The 24,341-nt window shown below is 55.5% G+C and carries 21 protein-coding genes; 20 read left to right on the top strand and 1 reads right to left on the bottom strand.

Annotated features, from left to right (window positions below; translation table 11 throughout):
* Positions 1-101 precede the first annotated feature (101 nt).
* The 3 genes from udk to asmA all read left to right on the top strand — a co-directional run bounded on the left by udk (position 102) and on the right by asmA (position 3,290).
* Positions 102-743, top strand: a complete 642-nt coding sequence (gene udk / locus ACNQ0T_RS06530) for a uridine kinase (protein ID WP_000130320.1) — start codon at positions 102-104, stop codon at positions 741-743.
* Positions 744-834: 91 nt separating this feature from the next.
* Positions 835-1,416 carry a dCTP deaminase gene (gene dcd / locus ACNQ0T_RS06525; RefSeq protein WP_417929790.1) on the top strand — a complete coding sequence of 194 codons (582 nt, stop codon included), beginning with the start codon at positions 835-837 and terminating at the stop codon, positions 1,414-1,416.
* 23 nt (positions 1,417-1,439) lie between these two features.
* Positions 1,440-3,290, top strand: a complete 1,851-nt coding sequence (gene asmA, locus ACNQ0T_RS06520; protein ID WP_417929788.1) for an outer membrane assembly protein AsmA — start codon at positions 1,440-1,442, stop codon at positions 3,288-3,290.
* 90 nt (positions 3,291-3,380) lie between these two features.
* Here asmA and ACNQ0T_RS06515 read toward each other — a convergent pair whose 3' ends face one another.
* Positions 3,381-4,964 carry a TerC family protein gene (locus ACNQ0T_RS06515; RefSeq protein ID WP_015572372.1) on the bottom strand — a complete coding sequence of 528 codons (1,584 nt, stop codon included), beginning with the start codon at positions 4,962-4,964 and terminating at the stop codon, positions 3,381-3,383.
* Between the two features lie 693 nt (positions 4,965-5,657).
* Here ACNQ0T_RS06515 and ACNQ0T_RS06510 point away from each other — a divergent pair.
* The 17 genes from ACNQ0T_RS06510 to wzxC all read left to right on the top strand — a co-directional run bounded on the left by ACNQ0T_RS06510 (position 5,658) and on the right by wzxC (position 24,340).
* Positions 5,658-6,794 (top strand): polysaccharide export protein, encoded by a 1,137-nt coding sequence (locus ACNQ0T_RS06510; RefSeq protein WP_022648641.1) that lies wholly within the window; start codon positions 5,658-5,660, stop codon positions 6,792-6,794.
* A 6-nt stretch (positions 6,795-6,800) separates the two neighbouring features.
* The gene (wzb, locus tag ACNQ0T_RS06505; RefSeq protein WP_003862078.1) at positions 6,801-7,244 is read left to right on the top strand and encodes a low molecular weight protein-tyrosine-phosphatase Wzb; all 444 of its coding nucleotides are present in this window, start codon (positions 6,801-6,803) and stop codon (positions 7,242-7,244) included.
* A 2-nt stretch (positions 7,245-7,246) separates the two neighbouring features.
* Positions 7,247-9,409: a tyrosine-protein kinase Wzc gene (gene wzc, locus ACNQ0T_RS06500; protein WP_022648640.1), complete on the top strand. Its 2,163-nt coding sequence runs from the start codon at positions 7,247-7,249 to the stop codon at positions 9,407-9,409.
* A gap of 122 nt (positions 9,410-9,531) precedes the next feature.
* Positions 9,532-10,374 carry a colanic acid biosynthesis glycosyltransferase WcaA gene (wcaA, locus tag ACNQ0T_RS06495; protein WP_006811246.1) on the top strand — a complete coding sequence of 281 codons (843 nt, stop codon included), beginning with the start codon at positions 9,532-9,534 and terminating at the stop codon, positions 10,372-10,374.
* Entirely contained in the window at positions 10,374-10,865 is a 492-nt protein-coding gene (wcaB, locus tag ACNQ0T_RS06490) for a colanic acid biosynthesis acetyltransferase WcaB (protein WP_023300548.1), read from the top strand. The genes wcaA and wcaB overlap by 1 nt, the downstream gene beginning before the upstream one ends.
* Positions 10,862-12,079 carry a colanic acid biosynthesis glycosyltransferase WcaC gene (gene wcaC / locus ACNQ0T_RS06485; RefSeq protein WP_023300547.1) on the top strand — a complete coding sequence of 406 codons (1,218 nt, stop codon included), beginning with the start codon at positions 10,862-10,864 and terminating at the stop codon, positions 12,077-12,079. Before wcaB ends, wcaC begins: the two co-directional genes overlap by 4 nt.
* On the top strand, positions 12,054-13,274 hold the full coding sequence (wcaD, locus tag ACNQ0T_RS06480) for a colanic acid polymerase WcaD (protein WP_022648637.1): 1,221 nt from the start codon (positions 12,054-12,056) through the stop codon (positions 13,272-13,274). Before wcaC ends, wcaD begins: the two co-directional genes overlap by 26 nt.
* Before the next feature lie 16 nt (positions 13,275-13,290).
* The gene (gene wcaE / locus ACNQ0T_RS06475; RefSeq protein WP_023300546.1) at positions 13,291-14,037 is read left to right on the top strand and encodes a colanic acid biosynthesis glycosyltransferase WcaE; all 747 of its coding nucleotides are present in this window, start codon (positions 13,291-13,293) and stop codon (positions 14,035-14,037) included.
* Between the two features lie 16 nt (positions 14,038-14,053).
* Positions 14,054-14,602 (top strand): colanic acid biosynthesis acetyltransferase WcaF, encoded by a 549-nt coding sequence (wcaF, locus tag ACNQ0T_RS06470; protein ID WP_003863512.1) that lies wholly within the window; start codon positions 14,054-14,056, stop codon positions 14,600-14,602.
* Between the two features lie 24 nt (positions 14,603-14,626).
* Positions 14,627-15,748, top strand: coding sequence for a GDP-mannose 4,6-dehydratase (gmd, locus tag ACNQ0T_RS06465; RefSeq protein WP_003863514.1), 1,122 nt, complete (start codon positions 14,627-14,629; stop codon positions 15,746-15,748).
* Positions 15,749-15,750: 2 nt separating this feature from the next.
* Positions 15,751-16,716 (top strand): GDP-L-fucose synthase, encoded by a 966-nt coding sequence (gene fcl / locus ACNQ0T_RS06460; protein ID WP_015572377.1) that lies wholly within the window; start codon positions 15,751-15,753, stop codon positions 16,714-16,716.
* A gap of 2 nt (positions 16,717-16,718) precedes the next feature.
* Entirely contained in the window at positions 16,719-17,198 is a 480-nt protein-coding gene (locus tag ACNQ0T_RS06455; RefSeq protein WP_072201098.1) for a GDP-mannose mannosyl hydrolase, read from the top strand.
* A complete protein-coding gene (gene wcaI / locus ACNQ0T_RS06450; RefSeq protein ID WP_022648633.1) occupies positions 17,195-18,418 on the top strand; it encodes a colanic acid biosynthesis fucosyltransferase WcaI in 1,224 nt (407 codons plus the stop codon). The genes ACNQ0T_RS06455 and wcaI overlap by 4 nt, the downstream gene beginning before the upstream one ends.
* Before the next feature lie 3 nt (positions 18,419-18,421).
* A complete protein-coding gene (gene cpsB, locus ACNQ0T_RS06445; RefSeq protein WP_063137677.1) occupies positions 18,422-19,858 on the top strand; it encodes a mannose-1-phosphate guanyltransferase in 1,437 nt (478 codons plus the stop codon).
* 108 nt (positions 19,859-19,966) lie between these two features.
* Entirely contained in the window at positions 19,967-21,337 is a 1,371-nt protein-coding gene (gene cpsG / locus ACNQ0T_RS06440; RefSeq protein ID WP_022648631.1) for a colanic acid biosynthesis phosphomannomutase CpsG, read from the top strand.
* 128 nt (positions 21,338-21,465) lie between these two features.
* Positions 21,466-22,860, top strand: a complete 1,395-nt coding sequence (gene wcaJ, locus ACNQ0T_RS06435) for an undecaprenyl-phosphate glucose phosphotransferase (RefSeq protein WP_038416372.1) — start codon at positions 21,466-21,468, stop codon at positions 22,858-22,860.
* Between the two features lies 1 nt (position 22,861).
* A complete protein-coding gene (gene wzxC, locus ACNQ0T_RS06430; protein WP_126291219.1) occupies positions 22,862-24,340 on the top strand; it encodes a colanic acid undecaprenyl disphosphate flippase WzxC in 1,479 nt (492 codons plus the stop codon).
* Position 24,341 lies beyond the last annotated feature (1 nt).

The following is a 24,341-nucleotide window of genomic DNA, read 5'->3' as shown; positions in this document are numbered from 1 at the left end:
GCATTCGACTGGTATCACGCCACCGAAATCCCTATAATTGCCGCGTTTGACGCTCCGGCGTCGTCCTTCCTTACATCCAGGTTAATCAGGTCGCTAAATTTATGACTGATAAGTCTCATCAGTGCGTCATCATAGGCATTGCCGGCGCATCGGCTTCAGGTAAAAGTCTTATTGCCAGTACGCTTTATCGCGAACTGCGTGAACAAGTGGGTGATGAGCATATCGGTGTTATTCCCGAAGATAGCTATTACAAAGATCAATCCCATCTTTCGATGGAAGAGCGCGTAAAAACCAACTACGACCACCCCAGTGCGATGGATCACAGTCTGCTGTTCCAGCATCTGGAAGCGCTGAAGCGCGGCGAGGCGATTGAGCTGCCCGTCTACAGTTACGTGGAACATACCCGCACCCAGGAAACGATCCGCATTGAGCCCAAGAAGGTGATTATCCTTGAAGGGATTTTGCTGCTCACCGACGCCCGTCTGCGCGAATCAATGAACTTCTCGATTTTCGTCGATACCCCGCTGGATATCTGCCTGATGCGGCGTATTAAACGCGACGTTAACGAACGCGGTCGCTCCATGGACTCCGTGATGGCGCAGTATCAGAAAACCGTTCGCCCGATGTTCCTGCAATTTATTGAGCCTTCTAAACAATACGCCGATATTATTGTGCCTCGCGGCGGTAAAAACCGTATTGCCATTGATATCTTAAAAGCGAAAATCAGTCAGTTTTTTGAATAAGCCGTGTGAATTGTGTACCGTTCAGAGATAACCTGGTTTTGCCCTGATGCCGTAAGGATTCAGGGCGCGATGCACGAAAGGAGAAAGTGCCATGCGTCTTTGTGACCGCGATATAGAAGCCTGGCTGGATGAAGGCCGCCTGTCTATCACCCCGCGTCCGCCGGTTGAGCGTATTAACGGCGTGACCGTCGATGTACGCCTGGGGAATAAGTTCCGCACCTTCAGCGGCCACACGGCACCGTTTATCGACCTCAGCGGGCCGAAAGACGAAGTCAGTGCGGCGCTGGATCGCGTCATGAGTGACGAAATCGTCATCGAAGAAGGAGAGGCGTTTTATCTCCATCCTGGCGAACTGGCGCTGGCGGTGACCTTTGAATCGGTCACGCTGCCTGCGGATCTGGTCGGCTGGCTTGACGGACGCTCTTCTCTGGCGCGTCTGGGCCTGATGGTGCACGTCACCGCGCACCGTATCGATCCGGGCTGGTCTGGCCGTATCGTGCTGGAGTTCTTTAACGCCGGTAAACTGCCGCTGGCGCTTCGCCCGGGAATGATTATCGGTGCGTTGAGCTTCGAACCGCTGACCGGCCCGGCAGACCGTCCTTATAACCGCCGTCAGGACGCAAAATATCGCGACCAGCAGGGTGCGGTTGCCAGCCGTATCGATAAAGACTGATCTGTGAGTTCACTGAGGAAGCCATGAGAAGAGTTCTGACAACGCTGATGATTTTGCTGGTGGTGCTGGTGGCTGGCCTTTCAGCGTTGGTGCTGCTGGTTAACCCGAATGACTTCCGGGTCTATATGGTGCGGCAGGTTGAAACGCGCAGCGGGTATGAACTCAAGCTGGACGGGCCGCTGCGCTGGCACGTCTGGCCGCAGCTCAGCATTCTCTCCGGACGTATGTCGCTCACCGCGCCGGGCGCCGCGCAGCCGCTTGTTACGGCGGATAACATGCGTCTTGATGTCGCGCTCATCCCGCTCTTATCCCATCAGCTCCAGGTTGAACAGGTGATGCTGAAAGGGGCGGTGATTCAGCTTACGCCACAAACCGAAGCCGTTCGTCAGGCGAATGCTCCGGTCGCACCGCGTGAAAATACTTTGCCTGACGTTCCGTCTGACACCGGCTGGTCTTTCGATATTGGTAATCTGAAAGTCGCTGACAGCGTGCTGGTTTTCCAGCATGAGGATGACGAACAGATCACCGTCCGCAATATCAACCTCAAGATGGAGCAGGACGCCAACCATCACGCGACCATGGAGTTCTCCGGGCGGATCAACCGTAATCAGCGCGATCTCAACCTGTCGATGAATGCGAACGTGAACGCCTCTGACTACCCGCACCAGCTGACGGCGGACGTTCAGCAGGTCAACTGGCAGCTGACCGGCGCGGATTTACCCGCGAAGGGGATCGCCGGCCAGGGCACGATGCAGGCGGTGTGGCACGAAGAGCGCAAACAGCTCGAACTGAACGCGCTCAACCTCCAGGCCAACGACAGTTCCCTGAAGGGGCAGGCGAGCGTCACGCTTGATGAGAAACCCAAGTGGGTGTTGGATCTGCAATTCGACAAGCTGAACCTTGAGAACCTGCTCGCGGCCCAAACGGTGAATGCAACCGATGAGGGTGTCGCGCAGGTAGGGCAAAGCCAGGTCACGCAGTCGCGTCCGGTGATCTCCTCCAGTCTCGATCTGCCTGACTACAATGGTCTGCGCGGATTTACCGCCGACATTCTGCTGAAAGCGAACAGCGTGCGCTGGCGTGGGATTGATTTTACTGACGTCAACAGCCAGATGTTCAACCACAACGGCCTGCTGGTCATCTCTGAGCTCAGCGGAAAAATGGGGGCAGGAAATCTCTCCCTGCCGGGCACGCTGGACGTACGTAAAGACGTTGCCAGCGCCGCGTTCCAGCCGCGTCTGGAAAACGTTGAGATTGGCACCATCCTGAAAGCCTTTAATTACCCGATTTCCCTCACGGGGCAGCTGTCGCTGGCCGGGGATTTCTCCGGCACGAAGATTGATGCGGACGCCTTCCGTCGTAGCTGGAAGGGGCAGGCGCACGTTGAGCTAAAAGATTCGCGCATGGAAGGGCTGAACTTCCAGCAACTGGTGCAGCAGGCGGTAGAGCGCAGCAGCAGCGTGAAGGCGAATGAAAACTACGACAGCGCAACCCGTCTCGACAGCTTTACCAGCGAGCTTGCCCTCGACAACGGTCAGCTCTCGCTCGACGAGATGCAGGGAATCTCGTCCCTGCTGGCGCTGACCGGAAACGGCGCGCTGGATCTGGTGAAAGAGACGGTTGACACCCGCTTCAACGTCCGCGTGAAGGCCGGCTGGGAAGGGGAAGGCCAGCTTGTCGAGTTCCTGAAACAGACGCCGATACCGCTGCGCGTGTACGGAAAATGGCAGGAACTCAATTACAGTTTGCAGGTCGATCAGATCCTGCGTAAGCACCTTCAGGATGAAGCGAAACGTCGGCTGAATGACTGGGCGGACCGCAATAAAGAGTCTCAGTCTGGTAAGGACGTGAAAAAGTTGCTCGATAAGCTCTGATGCCTGTTGTGCCGGGTGGCGGCTTCGCCTTACCCGGCCTACAAAAGCCAGACACCGTAGGCCGGGTAAGCGAAGCGCCACCCGGCTTTTTTACACCTCAAAATCCATCTCATCTTCACCGCGCAGCGGTATCAGCTGCACCTTCTGCACGCGATGGCTCTCTACCTGCAAGGTTTTGATCATGTAATCCCCCACCTGGACCTCTTCGCCCGGCTGCGGAATACGTTGCAGATATTCCATCAGCAAACCGGCGATGGTGTGGTATTCGCGCTTCTCGTCCAGCGGAAGCGGAACGAACTGCACCAGATCTTCGAGCGGCATATGGCCGTTGGCGGTCCAGCTGCCGTCTGCGTTTTTCTGAATATCGTGGCGTGCATCGATCTCATCCACCTCATTAGGCAAATTACCGGCGATGGTTTCCATCACGTCGCTGAGCGTCACCAGCCCTTCCACAGAACCAAACTCATCAACGACAAACGCGAAGTGGGTACGCGCGTTGCGGAACTGCTCCAGCGCCGAGAGCAGCGGCAGCGCTTCCGGGAAGACCAGCGGCTGGCGCACCAGCGCGCGCAGGTTGAGCGGCTCACCGTGAAGCTGCTGTTGCAGCAGGTCAATCACGTGTACCACGCCCAGCAGCTCTTCTTCCTCTTCTCCGCCGGTCACCACCACGCGGGTGTGCTGGTTTTTATCCAGCAGGGCACGGATCTGCTCTTCCGGTGCCGTCAGGTCAATATGCTCAATGTCGTGGCGGGAGGTCATGATACTGCTGACCGAGCGCTGGTTGAGGTTAAGCACGCGCTCTATCATCCGGCGTTCCTGCGGGTTGAAGATCTGCCCGTCGCTGTGGTCGGCTAGCATCGCAGCGGATTCAGCATCCAGCTCGGCATCCTCTTTTTTGCCGCTCAGCAGGCGCATCACCGTATCTGCGGTGCGCTGTCGTAATGTCTGGTTCGCGGAAAGAAAACGGCGGCGGTTGAAAATGGCCAGCTGGTTAAGAAACTCAATAAGCACCGAGAAACCAATGGCGGCATACAGATATCCTTTCGGGATATGGAAGCCAAAACCATCCGCCACCAGGCTAAAGCCAATCATCAGCAGGAAGCTCAGACAGAGAATGACGATAGTCGGGTGACTGTTCACGAAGCGCGTCAGGGCTTTACTGGCGAGCACCATCAGGGTGATGGCAATGATCACGGCGGCCATCATCACCGCCAGATGGTCAACCATCCCGACGGCAGTAATCACGGAGTCGAGAGAAAAGACGGCATCCAGCACCACTATCTGCGCGACCACTGGCCAGAATTTAGCGCCGCGCCGCTGGGTGGGGTTTTCACTGTCTTTTCCTTCCAGCCGCTCATTAAGCTCAACCGTGGCTTTGAACAGCAGGAACAAGCCGCCGAAAAGCATGATCAGGTCGCGGGCGCTAAAGCTCAGACCCTGCACGCTGAATAAGGGTTTGGTGAGCGTAACCAGCCATGATATTGAGGCCAGTAACAGCAGACGCATCACCATGGCGAGCAGAAGACCCGTCACGCGGGCGCGGTCGCGTTGTGAAGGGGGTAATTTATCGGCAAGGATGGCGATAAACACCAGGTTATCAATGCCGAGCACTAATTCGATGACGACCAGCGTCACCAGCCCGGCCCAGATTGATGGATCGGCAATCCATTCCATAGTAAATGCAATACCTTCTGTTATATGACTAATGTCACACTTCGATCATGGATAAAGCAGACGGAAATTGCAATGCCGGGGTGAGATTTCTCTTAATGCTACAATCAGGTAAAACCCATTTGCGGGGCTGTGTAAATAAGTTAAATGCGAAGATTTAATTACAAAAGACGATATTTAGGATATATCGCAATAAATGGTCTGGCGCTCTATTTTGTCAATATAAAGAAAATCCGAAAACCTCAAAACTTTGCTCTTAATATTAATCTTAAAAACGAATATTAGGACGGTTGTCTCCTTGCCTGCTATTAGGTTAGCTGCAACAATTCTTCCAGCATCAAATGTTAAATCTCCTTGTTGCTATTTTTGTTTCAGTCTTTGGTGAAGGTTATACATTATCAATCACCCGTTTAAGGTGGCGGATATATTTCTCAAAAGGCCTGATCCAAGAGGGTGTCTAACCATAACGCATTGTTTAGTCAGTGGATTGGTAACTGAAAGCCAAGGGCGGTAGCGTGCCTGAAAGCGTGTGAATCAGCCTCAATTATTCTGTCAATAGCCAATGGATGAATAAGCTTTTTTTAGGACTGATGCCAGTTATATTGCTAAATGATTAACTGCATTCTGATTGTCACCACGACCCGCGCTTATTTTAATTGCACAGGATAATTACTCTGCCAAAGTGATAAATAATCAATGATGAAATCCAAAATGAAATTGATGCCATTATTGGTGTCTGTGACCTTGATGAGTGGTTGCACGGTCTTTCCCGGCAGCAATATGTCAACAATGGGCAAGGATGTGATTAAACAGCAGGATGCTGATTTTGATCTCGACAAAATGGTGAATGTTTACCCATTAACCCCACGTCTGGTAGAACAATTACGCCCACGTCCGAATGTTGCTCAGCCAAATATGTCTCTGGACCAGGAAATTGCCTCTTACCAGTATCGCGTTGGTCCGGGTGACGTCATTAACGTGACCGTCTGGGATCACCCGGAACTGACCACACCTGCGGGCCAGTACCGTAGCTCAAGCGACACCGGTAACTGGGTACAGTCCGATGGCACCATGTTCTATCCCTACATTGGCAAAGTGCACGTCGCGGGCAAAACGCTTGCTGAGATCCGTAGTGATATTACCGGCCGCCTGGCGCAGTACATTGCTGACCCGCAGGTGGATGTTAATATCGCCGCGTTCCGATCCCAGAAAGCCTATATCTCAGGCCAGGTCAACAAATCCGGCCAGCAGGCTATCACCAACGTCCCGCTCACCGTTCTTGATGCGATCAATGCCGCAGGCGGCTTAACCGACGGTGCTGACTGGCGCAACGTGGTGCTGACCCACAACGGCAAAGAGCAGCGCATTTCGCTTCAGGCGCTGATGCAAAACGGTGACCTGACCCAGAACCGTCTCCTCTATCCGGGCGATATTCTTTACGTGCCGCGCAACGACGATCTGAAAGTGTTCGTGATGGGTGAAGTGAAGAAACAGAGCACCCTCAAGATGGACTTCAGCGGTATGACCCTGACCGAAGCCCTGGGCAACGCGGAAGGTATCGATCTGACCGCCTCCAACGCCAGCGGCATCTTTGTGATCCGTCCAATCAAAGGCGAAAACGCGAAAGGCAAGATTGCCAACATCTACCAGCTGGACATGTCCGACGCGACGTCGCTGGTCATGGCAACGTCGTTCCGTCTCCAGCCATACGATGTGGTCTATGTCACCACCGCGCCGGTTGCCCGCTGGAACCGTCTGATCAACCAGTTGCTGCCTACCATCAGTGGCGTTCGCTACATGACGGATACGGCGAGCGACATTCATACCTGGTAAGCCGCGATGTTTAACAAAATTCTGGTGGTGTGTGTGGGGAACATTTGCCGTTCCCCCACGGCTGAAAGGCTGTTGAAAAATTACCAGCCTGCGTTAACGGTCGACTCCGCAGGGCTGGGCGCGCTGGTCGGAAAAGGTGCCGACGAACGTGCCGCAAGCGTCGCCCTTGAGCATAACCTCTCACTCGACGGGCACGTTGCCCGTCAGGTCTCTGGCCGAATGTGCCGGGAATATGACCTGATCCTCGCGATGGAAAAACGCCACATTCACGCGCTGTGCGATATCGCACCGGAGATGCGCGGCAAGGTGATGCTGTTTGGTCACTGGGATGGTGAGCGCGAAATTCCCGATCCGTATCGCAAGAGCCGCGAGGCCTTTGAGGCGGTATACACCTTACTAGACCAGTCTGCCCGCCAGTGGGCGCAGGCACTGAAAGCTCAGCAGGGATAACAATGACAGAAAAAACAAGACCTTCTGCCGCCCCGACGTCGGGCAGTGATGAAATCGATATCGGTCGCCTGGTCGGGACCGTTATTGAAGCGAAATGGTGGGTGCTGGGTATAACCGCCATCTTTGCCGTGGCGGCGATCGTTTATACGCTGTTCGCGACGCCTATTTACAGCGCCGACGCGCTGGTGCAGATCGAACAAAATACCGGAAACTCGCTGGTTCAGGATATCGGCTCTGCGCTGGCCAACAAGCCGCCGGCATCGGAGGCTGAAATTCAGCTGATCCAGTCGCGCCTGGTATTGGGCAAAACGGTTCACGATCTGGGGCTGGATATCGCGGTCACCAAAAACACCTTCCCGGTGTTTGGCGCAGGCTGGGATCGCCTGATGGGGCGCAGTAACGATACGGTAAAAGTGACCGACTTCGTGATTCCAAAAGGGGCAGGGGACCAAACCTTTACCCTGACCGTGCTGGGACCAAAACAGTATCAGCTGACCAGCGACGCAGGCTTCAGCGCGCGCGGCGAAGTGGGGCAGATGCTGACCAAAGATGGCGTGAGCATCAGGGTTGGTGCCATCCAGGCGCACGAGGGCGGTGAGTTTACGGTCACCAAATTCTCGACGCTCGGGATGATCAACAATCTGCAAAACAACCTGACCGTCACCGAAAACGGCAAGGACACCGGCGTCCTGAGCATGACCTTCACCGGTGAAGACAAGGATCAAATCCGCGACATCCTGAACAGCATCACCCGTAACTACCTTGAGCAGAATGTTGAGCGCAAGTCAGCGGAAGCCGCTAAAAGCCTCGCGTTCCTCAGTAAACAGCTGCCGGAGGTGCGCGCCCGTCTGGATGACGCCGAGAACAAGCTGAACGCATACCGTCAGGATAAAGACTCCGTCGACCTGCCGCTGGAGGCGAAATCGGTTCTCGACTCCATGGTCAATATTGATGCGCAGCTAAACGAGCTGACCTTTAAAGAGGCGGAAATTTCCAAGCTCTATACCAAACGTCACCCGGCGTACCGCACGCTGCTCGAGAAACGTCGTACCCTGGAAGAAGAGAAGGCGAAGCTGAATGACCGCGTGACCGCGATGCCGAAGACGCAGCAGGAAATCGTACGCCTGACGCGTGATGTGGAATCCGGCCAGCAGGTTTACATGCAACTGCTGAACAAGCAGCAGGAGCTGAAAATCACCGAAGCCAGCACCGTGGGCGACGTGCGTATCGTTGACCCGGCGATTACCCAGCCGGGCGTGCTGAAGCCGAAGAAAGCGCTGATTATCCTCGGCAGCATTATTCTCGGCCTGATGCTCTCTATCGTCGGCGTGCTGCTGCGCTCGCTGTTCAACCGCGGTATCGAAAGCCCGCAGGTGCTGGAAGAGAACGGGATCAGCGTGTACGCCAGCATCCCGCTTTCGGAGTGGCAGAAGTCCCGTGACAGCGTCAAAACCGTTAAGGGCGTCAAGCGTTACAAACAGAGCCAGCTGCTGGCCGTGGGTAACCCGACCGACCTGGCGATTGAAGCGGTGCGTAGCCTGCGTACCAGCCTCCACTTCGCCATGATGCAGGCCAAAAACAACGTCCTGATGATGACCGGTGTCAGCCCGTCAATTGGTAAGACCTTCGTTTGTGCCAACCTGGCGGCGGTGGTGAGCCAGACCAACAAGCGCGTGCTGCTGATCGACTGCGACATGCGTAAGGGCTACACCCATGAGCTGCTGGGCACCAACAACGTTAACGGCCTGTCGGAAATCCTGCTGGGTAAAGGGGAGATCAGCGAGAGCGCCAAGCCGACCTCGATTCCGAAATTTGACCTGATCCCGCGTGGCCAGGTACCGCCGAACCCGTCTGAACTGCTGATGAGCGAGCGCTTCACGCAGCTGATCGAGTGGGCAAGCAAAAACTATGACCTGGTGCTGATCGATACCCCACCAATTCTGGCGGTCACCGACGCCGCCGTGGTAGGGCGTCATGCGGGCACCACGCTGATGGTTGCACGCTATGCGGTGAACACCCTGAAGGAAGTGGAAACCAGCCTGAGCCGCTTTGAGCAGAACGGTATTGAGGTGAAAGGGGTCATTCTGAACTCCATCTTCCGCCGTGCGACGGGTTATCAGGATTACGGCTACTACGAGTACGAATACAAGTCTGACTCTAAATAACAAAACACACCCCACACCCCTCACCCTAACCCTCTCCCCTGAGGGGAGAGGGGACTGCCTGGTGCGGTCTTTCACCCTCTCCCCTCCGGGGAGAGGGCCGGGGTGAGGGGCAGGAGGAATACATGAGCACACAACGCCCTTTGATTTCTATCTATATGCCGACATGGAATCGTCAGCAGCTGGCGATCCGCGCGATTAAATCGGTCCTGCGTCAGGATTACGATAACTGGGAACTGATTATCGTGGATGACTGTTCCTCCTCTTACGAACAGCTGCAAAAGTTTGTCGAAGACCTGAACGACCCGCGCGTGGTGTACACGCATAACGCCATCAACTCCGGGGCGTGCGCGGTGCGCAATCAGGCGATTATGCAGGCGAAAGGGCAGTATCTGACCGGTATCGACGATGATGACGAATGGACACCAAACCGTCTGTCGATCTTCCTGTCGCACAAAGCGCAGCTGGTGACCCACGCGTTTCTGTATGCCAACGACTATGTCTGTCAGGGCGAGGTCTATTCGCAGCCGGCCAGCCTGCCGCTGTATCCGAAATCACCGTATTCCCGCCGCCTGTTCTACAAGCGCAACATTATCGGCAACCAGGTGTTTACCTGGGCCTGGCGCTTTAAGGAGTGTCTGTTCGATACCGAGCTGAAGGCCGCACAGGATTACGACATTTTCCTGCGGATGGTGGTGGAGTACGGCGAGCCGTGGAAGGTGGAAGAGGCCACGCAGATCCTGCACATCAACCACGGGGAGATGCAGATCACCTCGTCACCGAAAAAATTCTCGGGCTACTTCCATTTTTACCGCAAGCACAAGGACAAGTTTGACCGTGCCAGTCGGAAGTATCAGCTCTTTACCCTCTATCAGATCCGCAATAAGCGCATGAACTGGCGCACGCTGCTGACGCTGCTGTCGGTGCGTAACGGCAAGCGTCTGGCTGACGGGCTTCGGGGGAAATAATGTTTCTGGAAGATTGCCGTGCTAACAGCTGGAGCCTGCGCCCGTGCTGCATGGTTCTGGCCTACCGTATTGCGCACTTTTGCTCGGTGTGGCGCAAAAAAAATGTGCTGAACAATATCTGGGCCGCGCCGGTGCTGGTGCTGTACCGCATCATCACCGAATGCTTTTTTGGCTATGAAATTCAGGCCGCTGCCACCATTGGCCGCCGCTTTACCATTCATCACGGCTATGCGGTCGTCATCAACAAGTTCGTCGTCGCGGGTGATGATTTCACCATTCGCCACGGGGTGACAATCGGCAACCGTGGGCCAGACAGCCTGGCCTGCCCGGTGATTGGCAATAACGTCGAGTTGGGCGCCAACGTGGTGATGATCGGGGAGATTACCGTGGGCAATAACGTGACGGTTGGCGCAGGCAGCGTGGTGCTGGACAGCATTCCGGACAATGCGCTGGTGGTGGGCGAGAAAGCCCGCGTGAAGGTGATTAAATGAACATTCTGCAATTTAACGTACGCCTCGCAGAGGGCGGGGCGGCAGGCGTAGCGCTGGATCTGCACCAGCGCGCGCTGCAAAAAGGATTACAGTCGCGCTTTGTTTACGGTTACGGCAAGGGCGGCAAGAAAAGCGTCAGCCATGATAACTATCCGCAGGTGTTGAAGCAGACGCCACGTCTGACCTCCATCGCCAATATTGCGCTGTTCCGCCTGTTTAACCGCGACCTGTTCGGCAACCTGAATAATCTCTACCGCACCGTCACCCGCACCCGCGGGCCGGTTGTGCTGCACTTCCACGTGCTACACAGCTACTGGCTGAATCTGGAAGAGGTGGTAGCGTTTTGTGGCAAAGTGAAGGCGCACAAGCCGGACACCCGTTTCGTCTGGACGCTACACGACCACTGGAGCGTGACCGGACGCTGCGCCTTTACCGACGGCTGCGAAGGCTGGAAAGATAACTGCCAGAAATGCCCTACGCTCAGCAACTATCCGCCGGTGAAGGTCGATCGCGCGCATCAGCTGGTTGAGGGCAAGCGTCAGCTGTTCCGCGACATGCTCTCGCTCGGCTGCACCTTTATCTCTCCAAGCCAGCACGTGGCAGATGCTTTTAATAGCCTGTACGGAGCAGGGCGCTGCCAGATTATCAACAACGGTATTGATGTGGCGACGGAAGAGATCCTGGCCGAACTGACGCCCGTAGCCATTACCACCGGCAAGCCGAAAATTGCTGTCGTCGCCCATGACCTGCGCTACGACGGCAAAACCAACCAACAGCTGGTGCGCGACATGATGGCGCTCGGCGACAAAATTGAGCTGCATACCTTCGGCAAATTCTCGCCGTTCGAAGGCGCTAACGTGGTGAATCACGGGTTTGAAACCGACAAGCGCAAACTGATGAGCGCGCTCAACGGTATGGACGCGCTGGTGTTCAGCTCCCGCGTGGACAACTACCCGCTGATCCTGTGCGAAGCGCTCTCCATTGGCGTGCCGGTGATTGCCACCCACAGCGACGCGGCGCGCGAAGTGCTGGAGAAATCGGGCGGTAAAACCTTCAGTGAGAACGAGGTGCTGCCGCTGGTGCAGCTGTCGAAGGCCGATATCGCGCAGGCTGTTTTTGGCACGGACCTGGAATCGTTCCGCAACCGCAGCCGCAAAGCGTACAGTGGACAACAGATGCTGGAGGAGTATGTCTCGTTCTATCAGAATCTGTAGTTATCTGCTGCTGCCGCTGATCTACCTGCTGGTCAACGTCAAGATTGCCCAGCTCGGTGAAAGCTTCCCAATCACCATCGTCACCTTCCTGCCGGTTCTGCTGTTGCTATACGTTGACAAGCTTAACCTCAAAAAGCTGATGATTGCGCTGGGGATCGGGTTTGGTCTGACGGCGTTTAACTACATCTTTGGTCAGTCGCTGGACGCCAGCAAATATGTCACCTCCACCATGCTGTTTGTTTATATCGTTATCATTATTGGCATGGTGTGGAGTATTCGTTTTAAAACTATCTCTCCGCACAATTATAGGAAAATCCTCAGGTTCTTTTATATTGTCGTCGGGCTGATTGTTATGCTTGCGGCATTGGAGATGGCGCAAATTATTCTCACAGGCGGCAGTAGCCTGATGGAAATAATTTCGAAATATCTTATATACAGTAACAGCTATGTACTGAACTTCATCAAGTTTGGTGGCAAGCGTACCACTGCGCTCTATTTTGAACCGGCGTTTTTTGCTCTGGCATTAATCTCAATTTGGCTCAGCATCAAACAGTTCGGTATCAAAACCCCCAAGACCGATGCTATGATTCTTGCAGGAATCGTTCTGTCAGGGTCGTTCTCAGGGGTAATGACGTTTATTCTGTTTTACCTGCTTGAGTGGGCGTTCCAGTACCTGAACAAAGAGGCGATTAAGAAAAAACTGCCGCTGGCGATCATTTCTCTGACGGTATTTTTAGTGGGCGTAATATTCGCCTTCCCGTACATTTCTGAACGTCTGGGTGATTTGGGAACGGAAGGTTCGTCGTCCTATTATCGCATCATTGGTCCACTGGTGATGGTGGGTTATTCCTTAACCCATATTGATGGCGTAGTAAGATTCGGCTCACTTTACGAATATGTTGCATCATTCGGAATCTTTAACGGTGCGGATGTCGGTAAAACCATAGACAATGGTCTGTATCTGTTAATTATCTATTTTTCCTGGTTCGCCGTACTGTTGACACTGTGGTATCTGTTTAAAGTTTTCAAAATGATGATTAACGCGTTTGGTGATAACCAGAACTTTCGCGTGCAACTTTATCTGTTCACACCGGTGTCGTTGTTTTTTACCGGGTCAATATTTAGCCCGGAATATGCATTCTTAATTGTATGTCCGTTTATTTTGCGCAAAGCGTTGAATATTACGAGCGTATGACGAAATGAGGTGATTTATGTTTCTTAGCGTCATTACTGTCGCCTTTCGTAACCACGAAGGGGTGGTAAAAACCTGGCGCTCGCTGCGCAACCTGGCGCGCGATCCGAGCCTCACCTTTGAGTGGATCGTGGTCGATGGCGGCTCGAACGACGGCACGGCGGAGTTCCTGGAAAAACTTAACGGTGAGTTCAACTTACGTTACATCAGCGAGAAAGATAAAGGCATTTACGATGCCATGAATAAAGGCATCAACATGGCGCAGGGGCGCTACGCCATCTTCCTCAATTCCGGCGACGTGTTCCATGAAGATGTGGCGCTGTTTGCACGCCAGCTGGCGCGCCAGAAAGAAGATGCCATGTTTATCGGTGATGCGCTGCTTGATTTCGGCGAGGGGAAAAAAGTGCTGCGCGGCGCGAAACCAGGCTGGTATATCTACCACAGCTTGCCGGCAAGCCATCAGGCTATTTTCTTCCCGATGAGTGGCCTGAAAAAGCAGCCTTATGATTTGCAATATAAAGTGTCATCAGATTATGCCCTGGCCGCCAGCCTGTACAAATCTGGCTACCCGTTCCGTCGAATTAAAGGACTGGTATCCGAATTTTCAATGGGCGGCGTGTCAACCTCGAATAATCTGGAATTGTGCCAGGATGCCAAAAACGTGCAGCGTAAAATATTACGCGTACCGGGGTTCTGGGCGGAATTATCTTATTTCTTACGTCTGAAAACGACGGGTAAAGCGAAAGCCTTATATAACAAAGCCTGAGATATAAGGAAACGTAATGCAGGAATTAAATGGATTCTCCGTGCCGAAAGGTTTTCGGGGCGGGAGCGGTATTAAAGTTCAACTGTGGTGGGCTGTACAGGCAACGTTATTTGCCTGGTCGCCGCAAATACTGTACCGCTGGCGCGCATTTTTACTGCGTCTGTTTGGCGCAAAAATAGGAAAAAACGTAGTCATTCGTCCTTCGGTGAAAATTACTTATCCCTGGAAATTAACGCTTGGGGATTACGCCTGGGTTGGGGATGACGCGGTGTTATATACCCTTGGCGAGATTACGATTGGCGCAAATTCGGTGGTTTCACAGAAGTGTTATTTGTGCACCGGCAGCCACGATTTTATGAGCCCGCATTTTGATATTACCGCTTCGCCTGTTGTGATCGGTGAAAAATGCTGGCTGGCAACAGACGTCTTTGTTGCACCCGGTGTTTCTGTTGGCGATGGCACGGTAGTCGGTGCCCGCAGCAGCGTTTTTAAATCGCTACCGGCAAATAAAATTTGCCGTGGCAACCCCGCAGTGGTGATACGCGAACGCGTTGAAACTGATTAAATTCATAAGTAGAGGAATATAAACATGTCTAAAGTCGCTCTCATCACCGGCGTTACCGGGCAGGATGGTTCTTACCTGGCAGAGTTACTGCTGGAAAAAGGGTATGAAGTACACGGTATTAAACGTCGTGCCTCTTCATTTAACACCGAACGTGTCGATCATATTTATCAGGATCCTCACGCGGCGAACCCGAAATTCCACCTGCACTACGGCGACCTGACCGATACCTCCAACCTGACCCGCATCCTGCAGGAAGTACAGCCGGATGAAGTCTACAACCTGGGCGCGATGAGCCACGTTGCGGTCTCCTTCGAATCCCCGGAATACACCGCTGACGTGGACGCCATGGGTACGCTGCGTCTGCTGGAAGCGATTCGCTTCCTGGGTCTTGAGAAGAAAACCCGTTTCTATCAGGCATCTACCTCTGAGCTGTATGGTCTGGTGCAGGAAATTCCGCAGAAAGAGACTACGCCGTTCTACCCACGTTCTCCGTACGCGGTAGCGAAACTGTACGCTTATTGGATCACTGTGAACTACCGTGAATCCTACGGCATGTACGCCTGTAACGGCATTCTGTTCAACCACGAATCCCCACGTCGTGGCGAAACCTTCGTGACCCGTAAAATTACCCGCGCTATCGCCAACATCGCTCAGGGTCTGGAATCCTGCCTGCACCTCGGCAACATGGACTCCCTGCGTGACTGGGGCCATGCGAAAGACTACGTGAAAATGCAGTGGATGATGCTGCAGCAGGAACAGCCAGAAGATTTCGTGATCGCGACCGGCGTGCAGTACTCCGTACGTCAGTTCGTTGAGATGGCTGCGGCACAGCTGGGCATCAAGCTGCGCTTCGAAGGCACCGGCGTGGAAGAGAAGGGTATCGTTGTTTCCGTGACCGGCCACGACGCACCGGGCGTGAAGCCAGGCGACGTGATTGTTCAGGTGGATCCGCGTTACTTCCGTCCTGCTGAAGTGGAAACCCTGCTGGGCGACCCAACCAAAGCGCACGAGAAGCTGGGCTGGAAACCAGAAACCACCCTGCAAGAAATGGTATCCGAGATGGTGGCCAAAGATCTTGAAGCAGCGAAAAAACACTCCCTGCTCAAGTCCCATGGCTACGAGGTTGCCATCGCGCTGGAGTCCTGAGAATGACAAAACAACGTATTTTTGTCGCCGGTCATCGCGGAATGGTGGGTTCCGCGATTGTCCGCCAGCTTGAACAGCGCGGCGACGTTGAGGTGATTGTTCGCACGCGTGACGAGCTGAACCTGCTTGACAGCAAAGCGGTGCAGGACTTCTTCGCCAGCGAACGTATCGACCAGGTGTATCTGGCGGCGGCGAAGGTGGGCGGCATTGTCGCTAACAACACCTACCCGGCGGATTTCATCTACGAGAACATGATGATTGAGAGCAACATCATTCACGCGGCGCATCTGCACAACGTGAACAAGCTGTTGTTCCTCGGTTCATCCTGTATCTACCCAAAAATGGCGAAGCAGCCGATCGCCGAGAGCGAACTGCTGCAGGGGACGCTGGAAGCCACCAACGAGCCGTATGCGATTGCCAAAATTGCCGGGATCAAGCTGTGTGAATCGTACAACCGTCAGTATAACCGCGACTATCGCTCGGTGATGCCGACCAACCTCTACGGACCGCACGACAACTTCCACCCGAGTAATTCGCACGTGATCCCGGCGCTGCTGCGTCGTTTCCACGAGGCGACTGCCGAAAACGCCCCGGACGTGGTGGTGTGGGGCAGCGGTACGCCAATGCGCGAGTTCCTGCACGTGGACGATATGGCGGCTGCCAGCATTCACGTCATGGAGCTGGATCGCGAGGTGTGGCAGGAAAACACCGAGCCGATGCTGTCGCACATTAACGTCGGGACCGGCGTGGACTGCACCATTCGCGAGCTGGCGCAGACCATCGCGCAGGTGGTGGGCTACAAAGGACGCGTGGTGTTTGATGCCACCAAACCGGACGGCACGCCGCGCAAGCTGCTGGACGTGACCCGTCTGCATCAGCTGGGCTGGTATCACGAGGTCTCACTGGAGCAGGGGCTGGCCAGCACCTACCAGTGGTTCCTGGAAAACCAGCACCGCTTCCGGGGGTAATGATGTTTTTAAGTCAGGAAGATTTTGCCACGGTGGTGCGTTCCACTCCGCTCATCTCAATTGATTTGATCGTGGAGAACGAACGCGGCGAGTTCTTGCTGGGGAAACGAACCAATCGTCCTGCACAGGGCTTCTGGTTCGTGCCCGGCGGGCGCGTGCAGAAGGATGAGACGCTAAGCGATGCGTTTGAGCGTCTCACTCTGGCGGAACTGGGCCTGCAACTGCCGATGGCAGCGGGCCAGTTTTACGGGGTCTGGCAGCACTTCTATGACGATAACTTTTCGGGCACCGGGTTCACCACGCACTATGTCGTGCTGGGGTTCCGCCTGAAGGTGAGTGAGGCAGACCTGCGTCTGCCTGATTCTCAGCATGACGATTACCGCTGGTTAACGCCAGAGGCGCTGCTGGCAAGCGACAACGTCCATGACAACAGTCGGGCGTACTTCCTTGCGGAACGTCAGGCCGAGGTGCCAGGCCTATGAAAATCCTCGTCTACGGAATTAACTACTCGCCGGAGCTTACCGGTATCGGGAAATACACCGGCGAGATGGTCGAGTGGATGGCGAGCCAGGGACATGACGTGCGGGTGATTACCGCCCCGCCGTATTACCCGGAGTGGAAGGTAGGCGAACGCTATTCCAGCTGGCGCTACCGCCGCGAAGAGGGGGCTGCGACCGTCTGGCGCTGCCCGCTCTACGTGCCGAAACAGCCCTCGACGCTGAAACGTTTAATTCATCTGGGCAGCTTTGCCCTGAGCAGTTTTTTCCCGCTGATGGCGCAACGTCGCTGGAAGCCGGATCGCATCATCGGCGTGGTGCCGACCCTGTTCTGCACGCCAGGCATGCGCCTGCTGGGCAAACTCTCCGGCGCGCGCACCCTGCTGCACATTCAGGATTATGAAGTGGACGCCATGCTCGGACTGGGGATGGCCGGGAAAGGCAAGGGCGGCAAGGTGGCGAAGCTCGCCAGCGCCTTTGAGCGCAGCGGCCTGCACAACGTGGATTACGTCTCGACCATCTCGCGCTCGATGATGAACAAGGCGCAGGAGAAGGGTGTCCCGGCGGAGAAGGTGATCTTCTTTCCGAACTGGTCCGAAGTGGCGCGTTTCCGCGATGTGACAGACCAGGATGCGCAGGCGTTACGCGCGCAGCTCGGTTTGCCTGAAGATCAAAAAATCATTCTTTACTCAGGCAACATCGGCGAAAAACAGGGGCTGGAGAGCGTGATTGACGCCGCGCTTCAGCTGAGCGAACACCCGTGGATGTTCGTGATAGTCGGGCAGGGCGGCGGTAAAGCGCGGCTGGAAAAAATGGCCAGCGAGCGCGGACTGACCAACATCCGCTTCTTCCCGCTTCAGTCTTATGACGCGCTGCCCGCGCTGCTGAAAATGGCGGATTGCCATCTGGTGGTGCAAAAACGCGGCGCGGCGGATGCGGTGCTGCCGTCCAAGCTGACCAACATTCTGGCAGTGGGCGGAAATGCGGTGATTACGGCAGAAGCCGCAACAGAATTAGGCCAGCTGTGCAACAGCTACCCGGGCATTGCCGTTTGCGTAGAGCCAGAATCGGTTCCTGCGCTGGTGACCGGAATTGAGCAGGCACTCGCCATGCCAAAAGAGAACACGGTGGCACGTGAATATGCCGAACGCACGCTCGAGAAAGAGAACGTGCTGAGCCAATTTATTGCAGATATACGGGGATAAATCATGAGTCAAACCACTTTGTATCCGGTCGTAATGGCGGGTGGATCCGGGAGCCGGTTGTGGCCACTGTCCCGCGTGCTTTATCCAAAACAATTTCTGTGTCTGAAGGGCGACCTCACCATGCTGCAAACGACGGTTAACCGTCTGCACGGCGTGGAGTGTGAAAGCCCGGTGGTGATCTGTAACGAGCAGCACCGCTTTATCGTTGCCGAGCAACTGCGCCAGCTGAATAAACTGACCGAAAATATCATTCTGGAGCCTGCCGGACGCAACACCGCGCCTGCTATTGCTCTTGCGGCGCTGGCAGCAAAACGCAGCAGCCCGGACTGCGACCCGCTGATGCTGGTGCTGGCGGCTGACCACGTTATTCAGCAGGAAGACGCCTTCCGCGACGCGGTTCGCGCGGCGATTCCTTACGCTGAGAACGGCAAGCTGGTGACCTTCGGCATCGTGCCGGATCTTCCGGAAACCGGCTATGGCTACATTCGCCGCGGCAGCGTTACGCCTGGTGAAGGCGACAGCGTGGCCTTTGACGTGGCGCAGTTTGTCGAAAAACCGAATCTGGAAACCGCCCAGGCCTACGTGGCCAGCGGTGAATACTACTGGAACAGCGGTATGTTCCTGTTCCGCGCCGGTCGCTACCTGGAAGAGCTGGAAAAATATCGCCCCGATATCTTACATGCCTGCGAAAAAGCGATGGCGGTGGTGGATCCGGATCTCGATTTTATCCGCGTGGACGAAGAAGCCTTCCTCGCCTGTCCGGAAGAGTCCATTGACTATGCGGTGATGGAACGTACGGCAGATGCGGTAGTGGTGCCGATGGATGCGGGCTGGAGCGACGTTGGCTCCTGGTCGTCACTGTGGGAGATTAGCGCCCATACCCCGGAGGGTAACGTCCATCACGGTGATGTGATCAGCCACAAAACGGAAAACAGCTACGTCTACGCCGAATCTGGCCTTGTCACCACGGTAGGGGTGAAAGATCTGGTGGTCGTGCAGACCAAAGACGCGGTGCTGATTGCCGACCGTAATGCCGTGCAGGACGTTAAAAAAGTGGTGGAGAAGATCAAGGCCGATGGCCGCCACGAACACCATATTCACCGCGAAGTCTACCGCCCGTGGGGCAAATATGACTCCATCGACGCCGGCGAGCGTTACCAGGTGAAACGCATCACCGTGAAGCCGGGTGAAGGGCTGTCGGTGCAGATGCACCATCACCGCGCCGAACACTGGGTAGTGGTGGCGGGAACCGCCAAAGTGACCATCAACGGTGAAGTGAAGCTGCTCGGTGAAAACGAGTCCATTTATATTCCGCTGGGTGCCACGCACTGCCTGGAAAACCCGGGGAAAATTCCACTCGACTTAATTGAGGTGCGTTCCGGTTCGTATCTGGAAGAGGACGATATCGTGCGCTTCCAGGACCGCTACGGGCGGGTGTAGCGCCGTCTTAACGCCGGATGGCGCTTCGCTTATCCGGCCTACGAATGAATAAAAAACAATTAAGCCTGTTAACGGGCGGGCCAACTGTTGCCTGAAAAAGGGGTCATCATGGAAAAATTAACCTGTTTTAAAGCCTACGATATTCGCGGCAAGCTGGGCGAAGAGCTGAACGAAGACATTGCGTGGCGCATCGGCCGCGCGTACGGCGAATACCTGAAACCACAAACTATCGTGCTGGGCGGCGACGTGCGTCTCACCAGCGAATCCCTGAAGCTGGCGCTGGCGAAAGGGCTACAGGACGCGGGCGTCGACGTGCTGGACATTGGCCTTTCCGGTACCGAAGAGATCTATTTTGCCACCTTCCACCTGGGCGTGGACGGCGGTATCGAAGTGACGGCCAGCCATAACCCGATGGACTACAACGGCATGAAGCTGGTGCGCAAGGGCGCGCGTCCTATCAGCGGCGACACCGGTCTGCGCGACGTGCAGCGTTTGGCCGAGGCCAACGACTTCCCGCCGGTGAACGAAGCGAAGCGCGGCAGCTATAAGCAGATCAACCTGCAAAAAGAGTACATCGACCACCTGCTGGGCTACATCAACGTGGCGAACCTCAAACCGCTGAAGCTGGTGATTAACTCCGGCAACGGCGCGGCAGGCCCGGTTGTCGATGCACTTGAAGCCCGCTTTAAGGCGCTGAACGTGCCGGTGACCTTCGTCAAAGTGCACAACACGCCTGACGGAAACTTCCCGAACGGTATTCCTAACCCGCTGCTGCCGGAGTGCCGCGACGACACCCGCAACGCGGTGATTGAGCACGGCGCCGATATGGGTATCGCCTTTGACGGCGATTTCGACCGCTGCTTCCTGTTCGACGAGAAAGGGCAGTTTATCGAAGGCTACTATATCGTTGGCCTGCTGGCGGAAGCGTTCCTCGAGAAAAACCCGGGGGCGAAAATCATTCACGATCCGCGCCTCTCCTGGAACACCGTCGACGTGGTGAAGGCCGCGGGCGGCGAGCCGGTGATGTCCAAAACCGGCCACGCGTTTATCAAAGAGCGTATGCGCGAGGAAGACGCCATCTACGGCGGCGAGATGAGCGCCCACCACTATTTCCGTGATTTTGCCTACTGCGACAGCGGGATGATCCCGTGGCTGCTGGTAACCGAGCTGCTGTGCCTGAAAGGGCAGAGCCTGGGCGAACTGGTACGCGACCGCATGGCGGCGTTCCCGGCGAGCGGCGAGATCAACAGCAAACTGGCACAGCCAGCCGAGGCCATCGCCCGCGTCGAACAGCACTTTGCCATTCATGCGCTGGAGATTGACCGTACCGACGGTATCAGCATGGCGTTCCCGCAGTGGCGCTTCAACCTGCGCTCTTCCAACACCGAGCCGGTGGTGCGCCTGAACGTGGAGTCCCGCGCCGATACCGCGCTGATGGAAGCCCGAACGAAGGACATTCTGGCGCTGTTGAATCAGTAAAAAGAAAACCTTACCCCTCACCCTAACCCTCTCCCCAAAGGGGAGAGGGAACTTGAACACCCTCTCCCCTTTGGGGAGAGGGCCGGGGTGAGGGGCGAGGGGAAAGGTTTAGAACTAAAGGAACAACGATGACAAATCTAAAAAAGCGCGAGCGAGCGAGAACGAATGCATCGTTAATCTCTATGGTGCAGCGTTTTTCTGATATCACCATCATGGTCGGCGGACTGTGGGCGGTGTGTTGGGTCAGCGGGCAGTCGTTCTTATACATGCACTTGCTGATGGCGTTGATTGCGCTGGTGGTGTTTCAGATGATCGGCGGCATGACCGATTTCTATCGTTCATGGCGTGGCGTCAAAATGACCACCGAACTGATGCTGCTGCTCCAGAACTGGACCTTAAGCCTGATTTTCAGCGCAGGCCTGGTGGCGTTCAGCCATGATTTTGATAATCGGCTTGTGACCTATCTCTGCTGGTATCTGTTAACCAGCGTTGGCATGGTGGTCTGCCGCTCGCTGATCCGCTTTGGCGCGGGCTGGCTGCGCAACCGTGGGTATAACCGTCGCTTTGTTGCCGTGGCGGGCGACCTGCCGGTGGGACAGGTGTTGCTCGACAGCTTCCGCAAAGAGCCGTGGTTAGGTTTTGAAGTGGTGGGGGTTTATCACGACGCGAAGCCCGGCGGCGTACCATCTGACTGGGCGGGCAGCTACGAACAGCTGATAGAAGACGCGAAAGCCGGCAAAATTCACAACGTCTACATCGCCATGCAGATGAAAGATGAATCCCGCATCAAGACACTGATGCGCGAGCTTGCCGATACCACCTGCTCGGTGATCCTCATCCCTGACGTGTTTACCTTCAATATTCTCCACTCCCGTATTGAAGAGGTGAACGGGGTACCGGTTGTTCCGTTGTACGACACGCCGCTGTCGGGGATTAACCGCGTGCTGAAGCGCGTGGAGGATATCGTACTTTCGTCCCTGATCCTGCTGCTCATCTCCCCGGTGCTGTGCTGCATTGCGCTGGCGGTGAAGCTCAGCTCTCCGGGGCCGATCATCTTCCGTCAGACCCGCTACGGCATGGACGGTAAGCCGATCATGGTGTGGAAATTCCGCTCCATGAAGGTGATGGAGAACGACAAGGTGGTGACCCAGGCGACGCAGAACGATCCGCGCGTCACCCGCGTGGGTAACTTCCTGCGCCGTACCTCGCTCGATGAGCTGCCGCAGTTCATCAACGTGTTCACCGGCGGGATGTCCATCGTCGGGCCTCGTCCTCACGCCGTGGCCCATAACGAGCAGTACCGTACCCTGATCGAAGGCTACATGCTGCGCCATAAGGTGAAGCCGGGCATCACCGGCTGGGCGCAGATCAACGGCTGGCGCGGCGAGACCGACACGCTGGAAAAAATGGAAAAACGCATCGAGTTCGATCTGGAGTACATCCGTGAGTGGAGCCTCTGGTTCGATATCAAGATTGTTTTTCTGACCATTTTCAAAGGCTTCGTGAACAAAGCGGCGTACTAAGATGAGCTTACGAGAAAAAACCATCAGCGGCGCAAAATGGTCAGCCATGGCCACCATCGTCATCATTGGCCTCGGCCTGGTGCAGATGACGGTGCTGGCGCGCATTATCGATAACCACCAGTTTGGTCTGCTGACCGTCTCGCTGGTGATTATCGCCCTGGCCGATACGCTGTCGGACTTTGGTATCGCCAACTCCATTATCCAGCGCAAAGAGATCAGCCATCTTGAGCTGACCACCCTCTACTGGCTGAACGTCGGGCTGGGTATCTTCGTCTTTGTGCTGGTGTTCCTGCTGAGCGATGTGATTGCCGGCGTGCTGCATAACCCGGACCTGGCGCCGCTGATGCGCACCCTGTCGTTTGCTTTCGTGGTGATCCCGCACGGGCAGCAGTTCCGCGCGCTGATGCAGAAAGAGCTGGAGTTCAATAAGATAGGCATGATTGAAACCAGCGCCGTGCTGGCGGGCTTTACCTTCACCGTTGTCAGCGCCCATTTCTGGCCGCTGGCGATGACCGCCATTCTCGGCTACCTCGTTAACTCTGCCGTGCGCACGCTGCTGTTTGGCTTCTTTGGCCGCAAGATTTATCGCCCGGGACTGCATTTTTCGCTGGCGTCTGTTTCATCCAACCTGCGCTTCGGCGCGTGGCTGACGGCAGACAGCATTATCAACTATGTGAATACTAACCTCTCTACGCTGGTGCTGGCGCGCATTCTGGGCGCGAGCGTCGCGGGCGGCTACAACCTGGCGTATAACGTCGCGGTTGTCCCGCCGATGAAGCTCAACCCAATCATTACCCGCGTGCTGTTCCCGGCGTTCGCCAAAATTCAGGACGATACCGAAAAGCTGCGCGTGAACTTTTACAAGCTGCTCTCCGTCGTGGGGATCATCAACTTCCCGGTGCTGCTGGGGCTGATGGTGGTCGCCAGCAATTTCGTACCGCTGGTGTTTGGCGAGAAGTGGAACAGCATCATCCCGATCCTGCAACTGCTGTGCGTTGTTGGGCTGCTGCGCTCGGTGGGGAATCCGATTGGTTCTCTGCTAATGGCGAAGGCGCGCGTGGATATCAGCTTCAAGTTCAACGTGTTTAAAACCTTCCTGTTTATTCCGGCAATTATTGTGGGCGGTCACATGGCGGGCGCCATTGGCGTGACGCTCGGCTTCCTGCTGGTGCAGATCGTCAATACCGTGCTGAGCTACTTCGTGATGATCAAACCGGTGCTGGGCTCCAGCTACCGTCAGTACATTCTCAGCCTGTGGCTGCCGTTTTATCTCTCCTTACCGACACTGGCGGTGAGCTACGGTCTGGGCGTGGTGCTCAACGGGCATCTGCCGCTGGCGGCGCTGCTTGCGGTGCAGGTCGCGACAGGCGCGCTGGCATTCGGCGTGATGATTGTACTGTCACGCAATGCGCTGGTGGTTGAGATAAAGCGCCAGTTTTGCCGTAACGAAAAAATGAAAACGCTGCTTCGCGCAGGCTAAT

The sequence above is a fragment of the Enterobacter cloacae complex sp.6700776 genome (assembly GCF_048284255.1).
In the GTDB taxonomy this organism is placed as follows: domain Bacteria; phylum Pseudomonadota; class Gammaproteobacteria; order Enterobacterales; family Enterobacteriaceae; genus Enterobacter; species Enterobacter intestinihominis.
This window is presented reverse-complemented; position numbering and strand designations above follow the sequence as displayed.